General features: G+C 60.0%; 12 protein-coding genes. 3 read left to right on the top strand and 9 right to left on the bottom strand.

Annotation, left to right across the window (positions count from 1 at the left end; translation table 11 throughout):
* The first annotated feature begins 8 nt into the window (after positions 1-8).
* Complete coding sequence (locus tag ACFSR7_RS00415; protein ID WP_378158360.1) at positions 9-3,632, top strand: Npt1/Npt2 family nucleotide transporter; 3,624 nt, start codon at positions 9-11, stop codon at positions 3,630-3,632.
* Positions 3,633-4,130: 498 nt separating this feature from the next.
* On the opposite strand, the gene ACFSR7_RS00410 is transcribed toward ACFSR7_RS00415, so the two are convergent.
* The 3 genes from ACFSR7_RS00410 to ACFSR7_RS00400 are packed head-to-tail and all read right to left on the bottom strand — an operon-like array spanning position 4,131 to position 7,233.
* Positions 4,131-5,216: a Gfo/Idh/MocA family protein gene (locus ACFSR7_RS00410; protein WP_378158359.1), complete on the bottom strand. Its 1,086-nt coding sequence runs from the start codon at positions 5,214-5,216 to the stop codon at positions 4,131-4,133.
* Positions 5,197-6,234, bottom strand: coding sequence for an AraC family transcriptional regulator (locus ACFSR7_RS00405; protein WP_378158358.1), 1,038 nt, complete (start codon positions 6,232-6,234; stop codon positions 5,197-5,199). Before ACFSR7_RS00405 ends, ACFSR7_RS00410 begins: the two co-directional genes overlap by 20 nt.
* A 6-nt stretch (positions 6,235-6,240) precedes the next feature.
* Entirely contained in the window at positions 6,241-7,233 is a 993-nt protein-coding gene (locus tag ACFSR7_RS00400; RefSeq protein ID WP_378158357.1) for a Gfo/Idh/MocA family protein, read from the bottom strand.
* A 193-nt stretch (positions 7,234-7,426) separates the two neighbouring features.
* On the opposite strand from ACFSR7_RS00400, the gene ACFSR7_RS00395 reads away from it, so the two are divergent.
* Positions 7,427-8,620: a M20 family metallopeptidase gene (locus ACFSR7_RS00395; RefSeq protein ID WP_378158356.1), complete on the top strand. Its 1,194-nt coding sequence runs from the start codon at positions 7,427-7,429 to the stop codon at positions 8,618-8,620.
* A gap of 270 nt (positions 8,621-8,890) precedes the next feature.
* Positions 8,891-10,618 carry a methyl-accepting chemotaxis protein gene (locus tag ACFSR7_RS00390; protein ID WP_378158354.1) on the top strand — a complete coding sequence of 576 codons (1,728 nt, stop codon included), beginning with the start codon at positions 8,891-8,893 and terminating at the stop codon, positions 10,616-10,618.
* A gap of 371 nt (positions 10,619-10,989) precedes the next feature.
* On the opposite strand, the gene ACFSR7_RS00385 is transcribed toward ACFSR7_RS00390, so the two are convergent.
* The 6 genes from ACFSR7_RS00385 to ACFSR7_RS00360 all read right to left on the bottom strand — a co-directional run bounded on the left by ACFSR7_RS00385 (position 10,990) and on the right by ACFSR7_RS00360 (position 18,467).
* Positions 10,990-11,667, bottom strand: coding sequence for a DNA-binding response regulator (locus ACFSR7_RS00385; RefSeq protein ID WP_378158352.1), 678 nt, complete (start codon positions 11,665-11,667; stop codon positions 10,990-10,992).
* 107 nt (positions 11,668-11,774) lie between these two features.
* Complete coding sequence (locus tag ACFSR7_RS00380) at positions 11,775-12,425, bottom strand: bifunctional 4-hydroxy-2-oxoglutarate aldolase/2-dehydro-3-deoxy-phosphogluconate aldolase (RefSeq protein ID WP_378158351.1); 651 nt, start codon at positions 12,423-12,425, stop codon at positions 11,775-11,777.
* Positions 12,422-13,171 (bottom strand): 2-dehydro-3-deoxy-D-gluconate 5-dehydrogenase KduD, encoded by a 750-nt coding sequence (kduD, locus tag ACFSR7_RS00375; RefSeq protein ID WP_378158349.1) that lies wholly within the window; start codon positions 13,169-13,171, stop codon positions 12,422-12,424. The genes ACFSR7_RS00380 and kduD overlap by 4 nt, the downstream gene beginning before the upstream one ends.
* A gap of 7 nt (positions 13,172-13,178) precedes the next feature.
* Positions 13,179-13,946 carry a DeoR/GlpR family DNA-binding transcription regulator gene (locus ACFSR7_RS00370; RefSeq protein ID WP_378158348.1) on the bottom strand — a complete coding sequence of 256 codons (768 nt, stop codon included), beginning with the start codon at positions 13,944-13,946 and terminating at the stop codon, positions 13,179-13,181.
* Between the two features lie 30 nt (positions 13,947-13,976).
* Positions 13,977-14,810 carry a 5-dehydro-4-deoxy-D-glucuronate isomerase gene (gene kduI, locus ACFSR7_RS00365; RefSeq protein WP_378158347.1) on the bottom strand — a complete coding sequence of 278 codons (834 nt, stop codon included), beginning with the start codon at positions 14,808-14,810 and terminating at the stop codon, positions 13,977-13,979.
* Positions 14,811-14,996: 186 nt separating this feature from the next.
* Positions 14,997-18,467, bottom strand: a complete 3,471-nt coding sequence (locus tag ACFSR7_RS00360; protein WP_378158346.1) for an S-layer homology domain-containing protein — start codon at positions 18,465-18,467, stop codon at positions 14,997-14,999.
* Positions 18,468-18,498: the final 31 nt, after the last annotated feature.

Raw genomic sequence — 18,498 nt, 5'->3', positions numbered from 1 at the left:
TCAGTTCCATGCTCGGCCGGTTCGCCGGCCAAGGAGCGGGGAACGGCGGCGAGTACGCGAAGGTCGCGCTGCTGTTCCTCTATTTTTTCTGCACGGTAGCCGCCTCCATCCTGGGCAGAACGGCCGCCGACGCGCTGTTCTTAAGCCGCTTCGACAACGCCGCGTTGTCGGGCATGTATTTGCCGCAAGCGGCGACGATGATTCTCACCAGCCTCGTCTTCCAGCGATACGCCCACCGCGTCCGGATCGAACGCCTGCTCTTTGGACTGCTTCCTGCCGTCGCTGCCCTCATCCTCGTATCCCGCATCGGCGTCGGCCTCGAGCTGAGCTGGGTTTTTCGCACGATTTATATCGGCTACGACGTATTAAATTTTCTGATGATCGTCTGCTTCTGGCAGTTCGCCACGTCCGTACTCGATCAGCGCAAGGCGAAAAAAATGATCGGCCTCGTCGCCAGCGGCGGCACGCTCGGCACGGTGGCGAGCGGCTTCGGCATCCGGGGCATCGTTCCGGTCATCGGCACCTCCAACCTGTTGTACTTGTTCGCAGCGCTTGTCGTTGCAAGCCTCGCTTTTGTGATCGCGATCACCGCGCTCCGCGCCCGCGGCGTCGACAAGGCGGCGAGCGCGAGCGCCCCTTCCGCCGTTCCTTCCAAGCCAGCCGGCGCTCCAGCCGGAAGAACGGACGGTTTGTTTAAAAACGTTCCCCATCTGAAATACATGGTCCTGCTTGCGGCTTCGGTTACGTTGTCTCTGACGCTGATCGACTATCAATTCAAGGTATTGCTAAGAGAGACGCTGCAAAACGAAGCGCTGGCGGGGTTCATGGGCAGCTTCCAGGGCATATCCGGCATCGTCGGCCTGCTCGTTCAGGTCACTGTGTCCGGCTGGGTGCTCACGCGGTTCGGCGTCACGACGGCACTGCTCGTCTTCCCCGTCACGCTCGCGGCCGCCAGTCTCGGCCTTATTTTCCTGCCGGTGCTCGCGATGTCGGTCGTCGCCAAGGGCAGCGACAAAGTGCTCGGCGATACGCTCTACTCCTCCGCCAATCAGCTGATCATGTTCCCGGTGCCGCCGGCTTGGCGTTCTAAAGCCAAAAACTTCATGGAAGGCATCGTACGTAACGGCTCCAAAGGCCTCGCGGCGCTGCTGCTGCTCGTGCTCAGCCATTGGCTCGCACCGTCGCAATTCAGTTACATCGTCGCGATTTTGCTCGGAATCGGGATCGTCTCCGGCCTTAAAATTAAGAAAGCTTACCTCCAAACGCTGATGTCCACCTTGAAGACCGGGCAAGACGATCCGCAGCGGGCCGAGCTGGACTTCATGGACCCCGCGAGCCGGGCCCTGCTTGCGGAAGCGCTCCGGCAGCCCGACAAGCAGCAGGCGCTGTACGCGCTCCGTCTGTTAAAGGACATCGAAGCGTTCGATCTCCGGCCGTACCTCCCCGGGTTGCTGGCTCACCCGCACCCGGAGGTGGTCGAGGAAACGCTGGCATATATCGAACAGCTGAGACCTGCCGGCCTGGAAGCGCGGCTGCTCGAGTTGCTTGGCGCGAAGAGCGAGCCTGTCCGGGCCAAGGCCATTCTGGCGCTGGCCGCCTATACGGACGAAGCGCATCTGGAAGAGATCACCTGCCGGCTCGAGGACGGCTCGGCCGACGTCCAGGCGGCTGCGATCGCCGCGCTGGTGAAGTATTTCGGAATTGAAGGGATGTACCGGTCGGTAGGCGTGCTCAAACGGCTGACCGAGAGCGAGGTCGAAGCCGAACGGATGGCCGTCGCCTCTTTGTTCGGGCAGATCGGCGTGCCCAGCTTCTACAAGCCGTTGCTCGGTCTGCTGCGGGATCCGTCGAGCCAGGTCGCCGTTCGCGCGCTTGATTCCGCGGCGAAGCTGCGCGTGACCGCCTGTATCCCGCCGATCGCGGATCGTCTGGCGGACGGCGGCGCGCGGCGCCACGCTATTCTTGCGCTCGCAGCCTACGACGAGTCGGTCATCGTCCCCGCGCTCCGCGCTTGCCTCGGCCGGGAGGATATCGCCGTCCATCTGCCGGCCGTATTCGAGCGCATCGGCACCCAGCTGGCGAGAGACACGCTGCTCGACATCTACGAATCGGCAGGCTACGCGCTGCGCGACCGTATACTCGAATCGCTGCTTCGCATGCAAAAGCACCTGCCCGCCGTGCCGGCTGCCCAGGCGGAGCGATACGCGCGCCTGGAGCTCGCGCTCGACGAGCAGTACGGCGAACATGGCGCCGCCGTCGCTGCCGGCTCCGAGTTGTCGGGCAGCGTGGCCGAGATCCGCTCGGGCATCGTCCGCCGGATCTTCCAGCTGCTTTCCCTTCTTTATGACGAGCGCGCGATGCAGGCCGTTTATGCGAATTGGACCGAGGGCGACGGCCAGCGGCAGGCCAATGCGATCGAGGTCGTCGACCAGACGGTCCAAGGTCAGCTGCGCGGGCCGCTGATCAAGCTCATGTCGGCGTCAAGGGAGCCCGCGGCCGCGAAGACGGCGAATGCGGCCCCGCACTGGGCTTGGCTCGCTGCGCAAGGCGATCCTTGGCTCTCTCAGCTCGCGGCGTACGAGCGAGCCAGGCAGGAAAGCATTCCCGCAGATCCCGGAGCGGCGCTGCAGGTCGAGCAGGTTCGGCTGCTCAAGAAAATCAGCCTGTTCCAGGGCGTGCCGCGCGCCGAGCTGGCGGCGCTGGCGGATACGCTTCAGCCGGTGACTGCAGCGGCCGGCGACGTGATTATCCGGGAGGGCGATCCGGGCGACTGTCTGTACATGATCGAGAGCGGCAAGGTCGGCGTATTCAAAGGCGGCGCGCGCGTGCATGAGCTCGGAAGCGAGGAATATTTCGGCGAGATGGCCGTGCTGACCCACGGCGCGAGGACAGCCACGATCGCGGCCGAGGCGGATGTGAAGCTGTGGAAGCTCGACTCCGACGTCTTCTACGAACGAATGATCGACCGGCCGAGCATGGCGGTCGAGCTGATGAAGTTGCTGTCCAGGCGGATCAGGGACGCGCTTGGCGCAGCGGGTGCCGGCGCAGCTGCGGCTGCCACTGTCGCTGCTACTGAGCCAGCTTCTAATCACGCCGCGGTGAACCCCGCTTCAAGCGCGGACGAGGCAGAGCTCGAAGCGGCTGCCGCCGGTACAGGACGTACCGGCAATTCGAACGCGGACGGCCCCGAGACGCTGGCTGGCAACACGACGCTGTCCGGCAACGCAACGCTTATCAGACGCGTGCTGGTGCTTCAGCAAGTGCCGCTGTTTCAGCATCTGAGCACGGAAGGCTTCCTCGATCTCGCGCAATTGGTGCAAGAGGAGGAATACGGACCGGGCAAGACGATCTGCAAAATGGGCGAGTACGGAGATACGCTGTACGCCGTCGTCGAAGGCGCCATCGGCGTTCGCCGGGACGGCCGCGAGATCGCGAGCCTGGGGAAAGGCGAGTATTTCGGAGAAATGGCAATCATCGACAGCGGCCCCCGCTCCGCGGATTGCGTCGCCGTCAGCCGCGCTTCCCTGCTCGCCCTGCGCAAGGAGCAGCTGCAAGCGTTCTGTTTCCGAGATGCGCAGGTGCTTCGCGGCATGATGCGGGTGCTCTCGGAGCGACTGCAAGGAATCGCATAAATAAGAGTAGCCGGGCGATCCGTTCGCCCGGTTTTTTGCTGTTCAATCCGCTATTTGCGCGTTAAAGACCATTCGGGCACCCGCATTCGGCGCGCGCTCGCCACACTACGCCACCTGCCCTACCTTGACTGACATGGATATCAGCTTGTACTCAGAGCACTAAAAAAGGATGATGCAGAGGTATATTCCGCTTCATCCCGTGTGCTTGTTGTACTTTAATTCGAGGTGTTTCTTAATATTGAGAGGCTTTGGTACAGCCTCATCGCAGGAACGCGTCTCACCGAGGAGGAGAGTCTCTATTCAGAGCTTCTTCGCGGCTGCGCGGCCTCAGATGAGACCAAGAGGCTCTATGTAGAGCCTCTTGGCGAGATCGTGCTTCTGGATGGGGCGAAGAGGCTCTATGTAGAGTCTCTTGGCGAGATGGGGCTCTTGGCTGGGGCGAAGAGGCTCTACTCAGAGCATCTACTTCGGACCGTGCCTCGCCCTCTTGCCTGCCGATTACTCCGGCAGCTTGATCTCGACCTCGCGCCGTTGATCGGCAGAGCGCAGTACGCCGTCGATGATCGCCTGCTGAATCAGAATCTGCTCGGCCGGGATCGGAGCCGGTCGGCCGTCGCGCACGGCTTCGGCGAAATCGCGGACCTTTTCAAAGAACAGGTCGAGCGAATGACCGATCAGCGGCACGGGCGTCGAGGTGTGGCCGCCGAAGTCGTCGTGATACAGCGTCATGCTGCCGATCGCGCCGTCCCAGACGCCGGACCATGGACCGGAGCCTGCCGGCGTCACCTTGAGGCCGGCATCGGTGCCGAGGAACATCGTGGCGCCCAGCGTATCCATATGCATCGCCCAGGAGATCTTGAACTGAAGTACCAGATCGTTGTCGAAGCGAACCATCGCCACGCCGAAGTCCTCGACCTCGAACTTCGAGGCTTCCTTGTGATAGAGCGGGTTCGTGCCGAAGTGGTTCGACGTGAACGCCGATACCGATACCGGGCGCGGATAACCGAGCGTGTTGAGCGCCATGTCGAGCGAGTAGCAGCCGATGTCCGCCATCGCCCCGGCGCCCGCGAGCGCCTTGCTGATGAACGTGCCGCCCGGCATGCCGCGCCGGCGTCCGCCGCCCGTTTCCGCATAGTACACGTTGCCGAGGCGTCCGGATTGGATGATGTCCTGCAGCAGCTTCATGTTCGGATCGTAGCGCGGCTGGAACCCGATCGACAGCATGCCGTCGTGGGATTTCACCGTCTCTACCATATCCAGCGCTTCTTCAAGCGTGACCGACATCGGTTTTTCCAACAGCACCTTCTTGCCTGCGCGCACCGCGTCGACGCTCGTACGGTGGTGGGAAGCGTTGGGGGTACAGATGCTCACGGCATCGAGATCGTGCGCGAGCAGCTCGGTATGGCTGTCGTATGCGCCTGCGCCGACGAGTTCTTCCCGCTCCGCGAATTCGCGCGCCCTGCCCGGCAGTACGTCGGCGACCGCCACGATATCTACGTACGGCAGCTTGCGGTAAGCCATGACGTGGTAACGCGCGATGCCGCCCGTTCCGATAATGCCGACTTTAATTCTTTTTTCGCTCATGATAATCCTTCTCCTCTTCCGGCGCGCCTGGCTGCCTTATGCCGTGCAAGCGGCGATAAGCCGATGGCGTCATGCCGAATTTATGTTTGAATACCGGGTATAAATAGTTCGGATTGCCGTAGCCGTGACCGGCCGCGATCGTCTCGACGGGGCTCGAAGAGCTGAGCAGCTCCTCCGCGATCCGCTGCAGCCGGACATGCTCGACCCAATCGCGGAACGCGGTCCCGCCTTCGCTGCGGAAGATCCGCTGCAGTTGGCGCGGGCTGACCTGCACGCGCTCTGCGACCTCGTCGAGCGAGATCGGCCGGGCCGCGTTGTCCTCGATATACTGTACCGCTAGACGGAAGCGATGATCGTTCATATCCCGCGCGGGAATGCTGCCCGCGGCTTCGGGCGCGGCATGCGCGCGGGCGGCGCGCAGCAGAATCTGCACGATGTGCTGCTTGAGCGTCGTATAGAAGCCGACCGGCTGGTCCTCCCAGGCGCGGTAAGCGTCGAGAAACGCATTCATCCCATGGTAGCGGTCGAGCGCAGGCACGGCTGGCATCGTCTGCAAAATAGCGAGGCACTCCTCCGCTTCACGCCGCTCAAGGGGATCTCCCCATCCCGCATCCGTGCCGGAATCGTCCAGCCTGATAATTTCGCAGTGAAGGCACAGTTCGTACATCGGCTCATCCGGGCCCGAGCGCTGCTCGTGCACGACATCGGGGCCGGTGAGATAAAACAAGCCCTCCTGTAGCGGATAGCTCGCATCTCCGACGATCAACGTACCCTTGCCCTTCGGAATAAAATGAAATTCATACTCCGAATGCTTGTGCGCCGCGATGATCTGACCCGGCGCGAAGCTCGTCAAATGGCAGCGCAGCACCCGAATGCCGAGGCCGCCCCATCGGAACCGAAGGTCCAGCCGGTCCAGCGCGTCCCAGCGGCGCTTCATGCGGGCGAAGGCGAACGGCGGCTCTGCGATCCGGCGCTCGGCCTGCGGCGCATCGGTCCGAATCGGGGCTTGGCCGCTCATCGGCGATTAGCCCTCGAGATCGGACAAGCGCACGGATTTGCCCTCGGCGGCGGAGCGGTTCGCGGCTTCCATAATCCGAGTCAGGTCGAGCGCATATTCAATATTTTCAGTCGCTTCGGTGCCCGACTCGATATGGCCGACCCACTGCTCGAATGCGAACGGCAGACGGTCGCCTACCGGCACTTCCGTCCAGGCCTTTTCCGAATCCTGCGTGCTTCGCACCAGAATCTTCTCCTCCGGAAATCCGTACAGCAGCGTGCCGTCGGTACCGTGAAGCTCGATGGAAAACGGCGAGTGGCTGTTCACAAAGCCGGCTTCCGCGATGCCGACCGCACCGTCCGGATAAGCGAATACGGCAACTGCGTTGTCCTCTACCTCACGGCCGCTGACGAAGCCGAAGGTAGCGCTTACGGACTCGGGCAGGCCGAGGAATTTGCGTACCAGGTATACCGGGTGGCAGCCGAGATCGATGAGCGCGCCGCCGCCGCATTGTTCCTTCGAGTAAAAATGCGCAGGCAGCCAGTTCGCCGTCGATCCGTTGTGGGACAGCCTAACGCGCGCCAGCGTCAGCTTGCCCAGCTTGCCGGAGGCGATCACTTCCAGAATCGATTGTGTATAGCCGTCATACAGACGGGGCAGGGATACTGCCAATTTAACGCCGGCATCGCGGACGGCGGCAGCGATCTCGTTTGCTTCAGATACGGTTGTGGCTACGACTTTTTCGGTGAAAATATGCTTGCCCGCACGCGCGGCCTTCACCATTACGTCCCTGTGCATATTCGTCGGCGCGTCGACGACGACGGCGTCGATATCGTCGCGCGCGAGCAGTTCGTCCAGATTAGCGATAAACGGAACGCCATACTTGGCGGCCTTCTCTGCGCACCGGTCGGGCAGCTCGTCCCAGATCGCGGCGATCTCCGTATTCGGATGGCTCAGCACCTGCTTCGTGTAATCCTCTGCGTGTACGTGCCAGTAGCTCAACATGCCGATTCGAATCATTTTGACTGCTCTCTCCCTTCAAATATACGACACTACCACAAGATATCATGGACCAACACCCGATTTAAATGCAATTTCGTGCCATTCAGACTATAATTATGCGACATAACACCTCTTCATTTTAACTGAAGTCGCGATTGTGTTAAACTTCGCGGTATACGCCTTTTATATGTAAAAGAGAGAAGGAAACAAGATGAACGAGCAGCTATCGCACGATAAATCGCGAATTCGCGATGCCATAGACGCCTATGCCCCGAAGCTTCGCGAGCTTGCCGCTTACATCGCGGCGAATCCGGAGCTCGGTCACGAGGAAAAGCTGGCCTCCGCCCGCTTGACGGAAGCCCTGGAGGCGCTCGGCTTCTCCGTGCAGCGGGGGTCGCTCGGGCTCGAGACGGCGTTCATCGCGGAGTACCGGTCCGCCAAGCCGGGACCGACGATCGCCTTGCTCGCCGAGTACGATGCGCTGCCGGAGATCGGTCACGCCTGCGGCCATCATCTGATATGCACGATGGCGCTCGGCGCGGCCGCGGGGCTGGTCCCGCTGCTGGCGGAGACAGGCGGCATTCTCCGCGTATACGGCACGCCGGCCGAGGAGACCAAGGGTGCCAAGGTTGACATGGCCGCGGCCGGTCTGTTCGACGACGTGGACGCTGCGCTTATGGCGCACCCGTACTTTGGCTTCGAGCGCTCGGGCTCTTCGCTTGCCATGGACGCGCTGCAATATGAATTTTTCGGCAAGGCGGCGCATGCCGCGGCTAATCCGGAGGACGGGATCAACGCGCTGGATGCGGTCATCCAGCTTTTTAACGGTGTCGGCGCGCTGCGTCAGCAGACCCGGAGCGACGCCCGCATTCACGGCATCGTGTCGCACGGCGGCGTGGCGCCCAATGTCATCCCCGATTACGCCGCCGCCAAGTTCTACGTCCGCGCCAAGAGCCGCGCCTACACGGACGAGCTCGTCCGCAAGGTGAACGCCTGCGCCGAAGCCGCAGCGCTCGCGACGGGCAGCAGGCTCGCCGTCAGCAACTACGAATATTCGTACGACGAGCTGCGCACGAACGAGGCGCTGTCGGACGCGTTCACCGCCAACCTGATCGAAGGCGGCGTCCCGCCGGCGTCGATCCAGTTCGGGCAGGACCACGGGTCGCTGGACTTGGGCAACGTATCGCTTCGCTGCCCGGCCGTTCACGGCTACGTCCAGGTGGTCGATGCCCCTTATACGCTGCATTCGGTTGAATTCAGGGATGCAGCGCAGCTCCCGCGTGCCTATGACGGCATGGTGTTCGCAGCCAAGACGCTGGCCCTTACCGCTTACGACGTGCTGACCGACGACGCGCTGCTCTCCCGCATTCGCTCAGAATTCGCGGCGGTCGCGCAAAAGCGGTAATGGCATCAGAGAACACTCCCCCTGGGAAAATCGCGTCCCAAACGTTACCGAGACAGGCTCGGCGGCGTTTGGAACGCTTTTTTGTTTGGCTAATTCCCTGAACTATGTAAACTTATTATTAAAAGTTACATGAAAATAGCTAATTTTTAGCTCATTTTTAATAATTATTTAACAAAACCTCTTTCCATATGCCCGTTTCCTCCCGATAATTACAAAGCGGGGTTTTTAGCTCCGCGCATCTATTTCAGGGAAATAAGGGAGCGATCGAAGATGTTTGTCTCAGTAAAGGTCCGTTTAATCTTGCTTTTCGCAGTACCTTTGCTGCTGTTTGCCAGCACGGCCGTCTACCTGCTCCAATTGATCGGCTCTAATACGAATCGATTGTCCGATACGCTCTACGATACCGCCTACCGCTCCACGGTGTCCGTGCTCGGTTCCGACCGGGATATGCAGCAGGCGCTGTCCGATTACTTGCAGCTCCGCTATGCGAATCTGCCGGCCGAAGAACAAAAAGCCACGCTCGCCGATTACCGAAACAAAGTGAAAACGATAAATACCGCGATCGCCGGCGCGCTGGATATCATCAAGCGAGGCGGCTTGGAAAGCCTTGCGCATCCGCAGACCGGGCAGACGGTCAGTGAGATCATGGTTAATTTTCAGAACGGCTTCCGTGTCTGGTCGCAGCAAGCGTCGGTCACGCTGCAGCAGAATCAGATCAAGCCCGAGCAAGAGATCGCGCTGCTCGCCAAATTCCGGCAAGGCCGGGACAGCGTCGGCGCCTTCGGGGACATTATGACCCGATATGCCGAAGACGAGACGAGCCTTATTCGCAAGGATACGCAGTCGACGTCCACCACCGTCTACATCGCGCTCATCGTGCTGTGGATCTTGTTTATCGGATCGGGCGCTTACCTGATCCTCACGCTCAACCGGACGATCCGCAACGTGCTGCGCAAAACCCGTTCGGTCGCGGAAGGCAATCTGGCATTCGCGCCGCTCGAAAAGTACGGGCGCGACGAGCTTGGCCAGATCGACCAATCGGTCGACGCCATGATTGCGCAGATCCGGGGACTCGCAGAGAGCATTTCCTCGCATACGCGCGTCGTCGAATCATCCTCGCACACGCTGGCAACCGGCGCTGCCGAATCTGCCAAGGCCACGCATGAGACGGTCGCCCACATCGGCGAGGTGCGGACACAGACGCAGGTTCAATCCGCCATCGCGGAGGAGACCAGCAGAGCGATCGAAGAGATGGCGCACGGCGTCGGACGCATCGCGGACAGCATGGGGACGATCTCCGGACATACGTCCGAGGCCGAAGACATCGCCGAACAAAGCAACGTCAAGGTACGGACGCTCAGGCTTCAATTAGAAGAGATCCTCGCCTCCGTCAGAGGCTTGTCCGAGATCGTCGAGCAGCTTCGGGACAAGTCGGGTCGCATCGGCACGATTGCGGACGACATCACCGGCTTCGCGGGACGGACGAACATCCTCTCGCTGAATGCGTCGATCGAAGCCGCCAGAGCCGGCGAGCACGGGCGCGGCTTCGCCGTCGTCGCGGAGGAGATCCGCAAGCTCGCGGCCAGCTCCATGGCGTCCGCGCAAGGCATCAACGAGCTGATCGCGGACACGCGCAGCGGCATCGCGAGCGCGGCCGAGCATATGGACGCTACGCTCGCGCGCTCGGAGACAGGCGGCGCGATGATGGAAGAAGTCGAGCGGAACTTCACGGAGATCGTCCGCTCCGTCAAGCAGGTGGCAACGCAGGTAGCCGAAGCCTCCGCCGTCACCGAGCAGATGTCCGCCGGCTCCGAGGAGGTCGCGGCCAGCATGGAGCAGGCTTCCCGCTCGGCGCAGGACAACGCGGGCAAGACCAATCTCGTCGCGGCCGCCGCCGACCGGCAGCTCTCGCTCAGCCAAGAGATCGCCAGCGCCGCGGCTTCGCTGCAGCAGGTCGTCGGCAGCCTGACGGAGGCGGTCGGCAAGTTCAAGTGGTAGAGAACTCGAATGCGACGTATCACTATTCAAGCCGAATCAAAGCGTTGTCGGCGGAATAAGGATGCGTCGCATCTTTATTTTTCCGGAATATCGTCCTGCCCGCCGAATAAGAATGCGCCACATCGCTATTTTCCCGAAAATGCACGTTTCCTCACAAATAAGAATGCGCCACATCGTTATTCTCCCAAAAATGCACGTTTCCTCACAAATAAGAATGCGCCACATCGTTATTCCCACGAAACTGCACGTTTTCTCACGAATAAAAATGCGCCACATCGTTATTCTCCCGCAGCCTCGTCCTTCCGCCGAATAAGAATGTGCCGCATCGTTTTCGCTCCGACCGGACCACTGCACATAGCTACAATAATCAATCATTTCGATTTCCAAAGCTCGGCCTTGTCACCTAAACGATAAGTTCGAATGCGTCTTGAACCCGATGCGACCGCCAACCAAGCTTCCTGAACCAACTCATGGAGCATCTTGCGCGCATATTGCAAACTTATGCCTAACGAAGTACTGATGTCCTCCGGCGTAAACGGACGCTTATAGTTTATGGCAAGACGAACGATTTCTCGCTTGATCAAGGAGAGATCGGACCGGGCTTCCTCTCCAAAATCTCCGTACAGCTTGCCCATGACCTGCAATACAAGCTGTTGACATTTTCGCGGGCGTTCCTTAATCATATCTAGCGGCACTCTGAATACCTTCCAGCCATCCAACAGTAGCTGATTCTGCCGCTCCCGTTCGTACTCGAAGGTGCGTCGGTTAACATGCTTGCCATGCGCCGCAAAATCGTCGATCTCCCAGTCGATGAAATAGGGTGGGCGTACAAACGCAAAATCAAGGTAAAAAGAGCTATCTCGATAATTCGACACCTCGTATTCGGCATGTAAAAAATCGAAGTTTTTGTTGAGCGGCCACCAAATTTCTTTAGCAAACAGCTTTTCCGATTCCCCATGTCCCTCCAGCAGGCGTCGCCGGGCTTCTCCAGATCGTTTCTTCGCTTGCTCGGCTAACCAACTCGAATATTGCTTTTCAAAATGATCCATTACGTTCCCTCCTTGTGAAAACGCAAAAAACCGCCAGCTCCATCAGGAGAGGCGGTGTGCTTCACTCGCGTTCGATAGCTATAGCATACCTTTTCCAGCAGAAGTGTTCAATCCCTCGCAACCTCGTCCGCATAAGCTCTCGCGAGCTTGGCCAGCGCCTTGAAGTCGCCGTCCGCGACGAGCTTCTTGTCCACCAGGTTGCCGCCCAGGCCGACGGCTACGGCGCCGGCGTCCAGCACGGACCGGATGTTCTGCAGGTTAACGCCGCCGGTCGCGACCATCGGGATGTGGTTAAGCGGGGCGCGGATTTCCTTGAGGTAACCGACGCCGAGGCTGCCGAGCGGGAATACCTTTACTGCGGATGCACCGGCCTTGTAGGCCGCCACGATCTCGGTCGGCGTCATCGTGCCCGGCCAAACCTCGATGCCCTGCTCGACGCCGAAGCGGACGACCTCAAGGTCGAGGTTCGGCGAAATAATGTATTCGGCGCCCGCCGCGGCGGCTTCCTTGGCCTGGCCCAGATCGAGCACCGTGCCGGCGCCGATCCGCATGCGTCCCTCGTAGCGCTCGCGGAACCGCGAGATCATGCCGAGCGCGCCGTCGGTGTTGAGCGTTACCTCGAGGAAAACGACGCCACCCTCGGCCAGCGCCTCCGCGGTCGCGTCTCCCTTATCCTCCGGAATGCCCCGGATAATAGCGACGATCTTGCTCGCCGCCAGCGACTTCATCAATTCGCTCTGCTCTCTGCCCGTCGTCATCGCGCCAGCCAACCTCCGTCCACGCACAGCACATGGCCGTTCAGATAGTCGGACGCGGCGGAGGCCAGGAACACGACCGGCCCCTTCATGTCTTCGGGCTGGCCCCAGCGGCCTGCCGGGATGCGGTCGGTAATCGACTGGTAACGAGCCTGGTCCGCGACGATCGGCGCCGTGTTGTTGGTCGTCATGTAGCCTGGCGCGATCGCGTTGACCTGGATGCCCTTGCTCGCCCATTCGTTGGCGAGCGCCTTGGTGACGCCTGCGACGGCATGCTTGCTCGCCGTATAGCCGGGCACGTTGATGCCGCCCTGGAACGTCAGCATCGAGGCGATATTGATGATCTTGCCGCTGCCGCGAGCGATCATATGGCGGCCGGCCAGCTGGCTGAGGAAAAAGACCGCGTTCAGGTTCAGATCGATGACGTCGAACCAGTCCTGCGCCGCATGGTCGGCTGCCGGCGTGCGCCGGATCGTGCCCGCGTTGTTCACGAGAATATCGATGCTGCCGAAAAACGAGAGCGCCTTCTCGAACACGCCTTCGAGCCCGTCGAGCTCGCTCAGGTTCGCGGAGATCTGCTCGATCGTGCCGCCCGCCTCGCGGACGGCCGCTACGGTCGCGTCGCAATTGGAGGACGCGACCGCGACGATCTTGGCGCCCGCCTCCGCAAGCCCGAGCGCCATCGCCTGGCCAAGCCCGCCGGAAGCGCCGGTCACGAGCGCCGTCTTGCCGGTTAAATCGAACAACATGGCTATATCATTCCTTCTCTTGGTTGATGAGTAATCTGACGCCGGCTTGCCTGTATTGGGAAGCCACTTCGGGCGACAGTCCGGCATCGGTGACGATCGCCTCGACCTCGGTCAGCTGCGCGAAGGTGAACAGCGCGCCCTGCCCGAACTTGTGATGGTCCGCCGTCACGAAGGACTGCTGGGCCGTCTCGATGAGGGCGCGCTTCATCTCGCTGAACTCCCCCGTGTAGATCGTAAAGCCGGAGTCCGGCTGAACCCCCGTCGCCGCGAGAAACGCCTTGCGGATATTGAGCTTCCGCACGTAAGCGACCGCATCGGCCCCGACCAGCATATTGCGCACCCGGTAGCCGCCGGGCACGACGAGACGGATGGCTTCCTTGCGGACGAGCTCGCTGATGATGATAATGTCGTTGGTGACTACGGTCATCGGCTGGTTCGGCAGCTGCCGAGCCATCTCCTGCATCGTCGTGCCGCCGTCGAGCGCGACGATATCGCCGGGCGCGATCAACGACACCGCAAGCTTCGCGACCTCCGCCTTCTCCGCGGCATGGCGCGCGACCGGGTTCTTGAGCGACAGGATGCCGAGCTGGTCCGCCTGCGCGAGCATCGCGCCGCCGTGCATCCGCTGCAGCAGCCCCTTTTCCTCGAGCTTGGCCAGATCCTCGCGGATCGTTTTTCCCGTCACCTCAAGCCGTTCGCTGAGCTCGGCCACCGTCACCTCGTTCGCGGCCAGCAGCATCTCCATGATCATCTCGTGTCTGCGCAGAGGGTTCATTGCCGAATCTCCAATCCTAGCGATTTCCTTCTATTTTATATCTTTCATCGCGACTGCATCCATATCTTCGAAAATTTGATTCTCGCCGGCCATGCCCCAGATGAACGTGTAGCTGCTCGTGCCGACGCCGCTGTGGATCGACCAGCTCGGCGAGATGACGCTCTGCTCGTTGCGCACAGCCAGGTGACGCGTCTCCTGCGGCTCGCCCATCAGGTGGAAGACGACGCCGTCTTCCGGCATGTCGAAGTAGAAATAAACCTCGGAGCGGCGGTTGTGCGTGTGGCAAGGCATCGTATTCCACATGCTGCCGTCCTTCAGCAGCGTCATGCCCATCACCAGTTGACAGCTCTGGATGCCGCCGGTGTGGATGTAACGGTAAATCGTGCGCTCGTTGGAATTGGTCAGGCTGCCTAGGTGGTTAGGCGATGCTTCGCTGATCGCGGCCTTTACGGTCGGGTACGTCTTGTGGGCGGGCGTCGAGTTCAGGTAAAACTTGGCCGGTTGCGCGCCGTCGTCGCTTGCGAACAGCACTTCCTTGGCGCCGAGGCCGATGTAGAGGCAATCCTTGCTTGCCATCGCGTACGTCTCGCCGTCGACCGTCACGGTGCCCGCGCCGCCAACATTAATGATGCCGATCTCGCGGCGCTCCAGGAAGGTAGCTGCGCCGATCGCTTTGGCGTCCGCTTCAAGCTTGACGGAGCCGCTTACCGGCAGCGCGCCGCCGACGATGAAGCGGTCGACATGCGTATAAGTCAGCGTCAGTTGGTCCGGCTTGAACATCTCTTCGATCAGAAACTCCTCGCGCAGGCGCGCGGTGTCGAATGCCTTCACTTCGCGGGGATGTGATGCATAACGGTTTTCCATGGTTTAAAAACCTCCGATTGTTTATTTATGTTCATATAAGTTTTTATAGGTTTATATTAATTCAGGATGCGTTCATTTACAACCTTTATTCCGCATAAAAAGTCATAACAAAAACAGGGCTGCCCCTCAGATCATATGAATGACCTGGGGACAACCCCGTCTATTCTTCGAACATGCTAACTCCGTTTAATGCGACGTCCAATTCTCAATGCCGCTCTCGAACACCTCATAGGCGTGCGGTACGGAAGCTTCCATGACCGCATTGTAACCCCAGTAGTCCGGCGCGACGTCTTTCCACTTCTGCTCGGTCGGGACGGACCAAGGCTTGCGTCCCGTCAATTGGTTGAAGATGACATCCGCATCAACGCGCTTGATCGGCGCATTCGGACGGAAGGTGCCGTCCGGATAACCCGAGAGCAAGCCTTGCTTCTGCAGAATGCCGATCGCTTTTTCAGCCCAATGCCCCTTGGCGTCAGCGAAGGTGTTTTCCGCTTCGGAATCCCACTTCTTCACGTTCAGCAAAATTTGCGCCAATTCCGCGCGCGTCACTTGCTGTTCGGGACGGAAGGTTCCGTCCGGATAACCGACCATCCACTTCTGCTTCGTGACAAATGCGATCACCTTCGCCGCCCAGTGCGTCCCCTTCACGTCGGAGAACGATGCGGACGTCGTTTGACCTGCCGCATCGGCGAACAGGCGGCTTAAAATCGCAGCTGTCTCCGCTCTCGTCATGCCGCGCTCCGGAAGGAAGGACCCGTCCGGATAGCCCACCATGTACGGCTTGTGATTGCCGGAGTCGACTACCGTCGGCTGCATCGCGAAGCTGTAATGCACGATCGACTGGCCGACGTGAATATTGCCGTTTTTGATATAGCTGTCGTCACCTTGCTGTTCGTCCCGCGTGTCCTTGCGGCTGTCGAACGTGTCGTAGCCGTCTTTTTCGGCCAAAATGTAATAATCCCCATCAGGGAAAACCATCCATCCGTATTTACCGCCGCTGACCGTCGATTGCGGATCGTGGTTTTTGTTCGGCGCAAAGTCCGGCAGCTCGGGCAGTACGACCATCGTTCCGGGCGTTCTTCCCTTCGAACGGTTCAGCTCCGTGTCCGCCCAATACAGCGTGACTGTGGCGCCGTCGATCGTTTGTTTGGTCACCGAATCCGTCACAATGCCGTAAGGATCGATGAGTCCCGCTTCAAGCTTGGCGGTTCCGTCGTTGTTTACTGTCAGCTTACCCGTGCCTCCGACAAGCTTCTCGCCTGTCGGCGCTACGAGGTTCAGGTTGACTTTATACACGCCCGCCGGAACATTCGTCAGGTTGAAGGATCCGTCGGCACCGATCGTAATGTCCGGAATGCTCAAAGGCTTGCCGTCCTGCGTCTTCAGCGTCGCCGACAGCGACAGATTCGAACCTACGATACGCGTAATCGCAGCTTTAGCCGATTGATTGATCTCGCTGGGATTAGAATCCAGAACGAGCGTCGTCGTAGTCGTCGCAGGTGCCGGATTATTCACGACCGGCTGTGCCGCATCGCGAACGATCTTGACTTCGTATTGCTCCGGACCGCACGCGCCCGCCATCGTAGCCGGCCCTGTGAATATCGGAGAAGCTACACAGACCGTCGTCGTGTCCGTTGCGATGGCGACCTGATGGGTCGCCGTTCGGCTCGTGCCGCTCGACACCCACGATTCGGCAGTCGTGTTGCCGTCTACACTGAAATCAAGTTTCATAACGTCCATAGCCGTACCCAGATCTAAAGTCTGGACTACGCTCACGCTTGTCGTGCTGTTCGGAACATGTACTTCGTAGGTCGTCGTACCATAGCTGAACGCAGCAGGCGACTTCGTCAGCACCGTACCGCCGGCGTCCTTCACGTCAAGGGCGGTGATGGTCGCCGTCTTAAACGTTTGCGTATTCCCATAGACGGTCGTTCCGTCTACTTTGGCATAAGCGCGGAAATAGTACGTGGTGCCGCGTTCCAGATTCAATACCGATCCATAGATGGAGTTGCTCGACTGCTGCAGTTGGCGCTCTTCGGTCGTTTTGTTACTCGCGAAGTTCGCATCCTTCGAATATTCGAATCCGACCGGCGTAAGCGTGGCTGCATCATACACCGAGCCCGTAAAGAAGGCTTCCGTATCGGTATTGTACGCGTTCGCGTTTGTGGTCACGGTCGGCGGTACAACCTGCGCCGCATCGCGAATGATCTTGACTTCGAATTGCTGCGGATCGCAGGCCCCCCCGCTCGCCGTTCCCAGCCCCGTAAATACCGGATAAGAAACACAGACCGTCGTCGTATCCTTCGTGATGTCGACCTGGCGCGTCGACGTCCGGTTCGTGCCGCTCGACACCCATGGTTCGGTAGCCGAGTTGCCGTCTACGACGAACTTCAGCTTCTGAAGAGCCGTTGCCGTCCCTAAGTCGACAGTCTCCGCTACGCTTACGCTTGTCGTGCTATTCGGAACATGTACTTCGTAGGTAGTCGTACCGTAGCTGAACGCAGCAGGCGACTTCGTCAGCACCGTACCGCCGGCGTCCTTCACGTCAAGGGCGGTAATGGTCGCCGTCTTGAGCGATTGGGTGTCCCCATAGACGGTCGCGCCGTCGACTTCGGCATAAGCGCGATAGTAGTACGTAGTGCCGCGCTCGAGATTCGATACCGACCCATAAATGGAATTGTCCGACAGCGACGTTTGATGCTCTTCGGTCGTTTCGAAAGTCGCGAAGGTCGCATCCTTTGAATATTCAAAACCGACTGGCGTGAGAGCCGGCGCATTATTCGCCGTACCCGCGAAGAAGGCGCTCGTATCGGTATTGTACGCGTTCGCGTTCGTGGTCACGGTCGGCGGTACAACCTGCTCCGCATCGCGAACGATTTTGACCTCGAATTGCTTCAGACCGCATGCGTTCGGTATCGTTGCCGGCCCCGTGAAACTCGGGTAAGCCACGCAGACCGTCGTCATGTCCGCAGCAATGCTGACCTGGCGGGTTGACGTTTGCGTCGTGCCGCTCGGCTCCCAGGATTCGCTGGCCGAGACGCCGTCTACCTTGAAGTCAAGATTCTGAACGTCCATTGCCGTTCCCAGGTCTACAGTTGCGGCTACGCTCACTGTTGTCGTGCTGTTCGGCACATGCACTTCATACGCCGCCGTACTGTAACTGAACGCAGCCGGAGACTTCGTCAGCACCGTACCGCCGGCGTCCTTCACGTCAAGGGCGGTGATGGTCGCCGTCTTGAGCGATTGGGTGTCCCCATAGACGGTCGCGCCGTCAACTACGGCATAAGCGCGATAGTAGTACGTAGTGCCGCGCTGGAGATTCGATAACGACCCATAAACGGAATTGTCCGACAGCGACGTTTGATGCTCTTCGGTCGTTTCGAAAGTCGCGAAGGTCGCATCCTTTGAATATTCAAATCCGACCGGCGTGAGAGCCGGCGCATTATTCGCCGTACCCGCGAAGAAGGCGCTCGTATCGGTATTGTACGCGTTCGCGTTCGTGGTCACGGTCACGGGAACGGATGCGAAGCGGACCTTAACCAGAAAGTGCTCTAGTCCCATTTGGAAGTAAATATCCTGCGCCGTACCGTCCTCAATATCTAAAGTAGCGTCCACGCTGTGAGACGAAGCCGTGGCCGAACCCCAACTCCAACTCATTGGATCCGGCTGGTCGCCAACATGCTCAACC

The sequence above is a fragment of the Cohnella sp. GCM10020058 genome, assembly GCF_042683485.1.
Lineage (GTDB): Bacteria > Bacillota > Bacilli > Paenibacillales > Paenibacillaceae > Cohnella.
Note: the sequence above shows the minus strand (reverse complement) of the source record. Positions and strands in the feature narration are given on the sequence as shown.

Excerpts from the sequence above, each read along its gene's own strand:
- ACFSR7_RS00380 (WP_378158351.1), bottom strand. The coding sequence starts at position 12,425 with ATGACGACGGGCAGAGAGCAGAGCGAATTGATGAAGTCGCTGGCGGCG.
- ACFSR7_RS00415 (WP_378158360.1), top strand. The coding sequence starts at position 9 with ATGCTCGGCCGGTTCGCCGGCCAAGGAGCGGGGAACGGCGGCGAGTAC.
- ACFSR7_RS00385 (WP_378158352.1), bottom strand. The coding sequence starts at position 11,667 with ATGGATCATTTTGAAAAGCAATATTCGAGTTGGTTAGCCGAGCAAGCG.
- kduI (WP_378158347.1), bottom strand. The coding sequence starts at position 14,810 with ATGGAAAACCGTTATGCATCACATCCCCGCGAAGTGAAGGCATTCGAC.
- kduD (WP_378158349.1), bottom strand. The coding sequence starts at position 13,171 with ATGTTGTTCGATTTAACCGGCAAGACGGCGCTCGTGACCGGCGCTTCC.
- ACFSR7_RS00370 (WP_378158348.1), bottom strand. The coding sequence starts at position 13,946 with ATGAACCCTCTGCGCAGACACGAGATGATCATGGAGATGCTGCTGGCC.
- ACFSR7_RS00395 (WP_378158356.1), top strand. The coding sequence starts at position 7,427 with ATGAACGAGCAGCTATCGCACGATAAATCGCGAATTCGCGATGCCATA.
- ACFSR7_RS00410 (WP_378158359.1), bottom strand. The coding sequence starts at position 5,216 with ATGAGCGAAAAAAGAATTAAAGTCGGCATTATCGGAACGGGCGGCATC.
- ACFSR7_RS00360 (WP_378158346.1), bottom strand. The coding sequence starts at position 18,467 with ATGAGTTGGAGTTGGGGTTCGGCCACGGCTTCGTCTCACAGCGTGGAC.
- ACFSR7_RS00390 (WP_378158354.1), top strand. The coding sequence starts at position 8,891 with ATGTTTGTCTCAGTAAAGGTCCGTTTAATCTTGCTTTTCGCAGTACCT.
- ACFSR7_RS00405 (WP_378158358.1), bottom strand. The coding sequence starts at position 6,234 with ATGAGCGGCCAAGCCCCGATTCGGACCGATGCGCCGCAGGCCGAGCGC.
- ACFSR7_RS00400 (WP_378158357.1), bottom strand. The coding sequence starts at position 7,233 with ATGATTCGAATCGGCATGTTGAGCTACTGGCACGTACACGCAGAGGAT.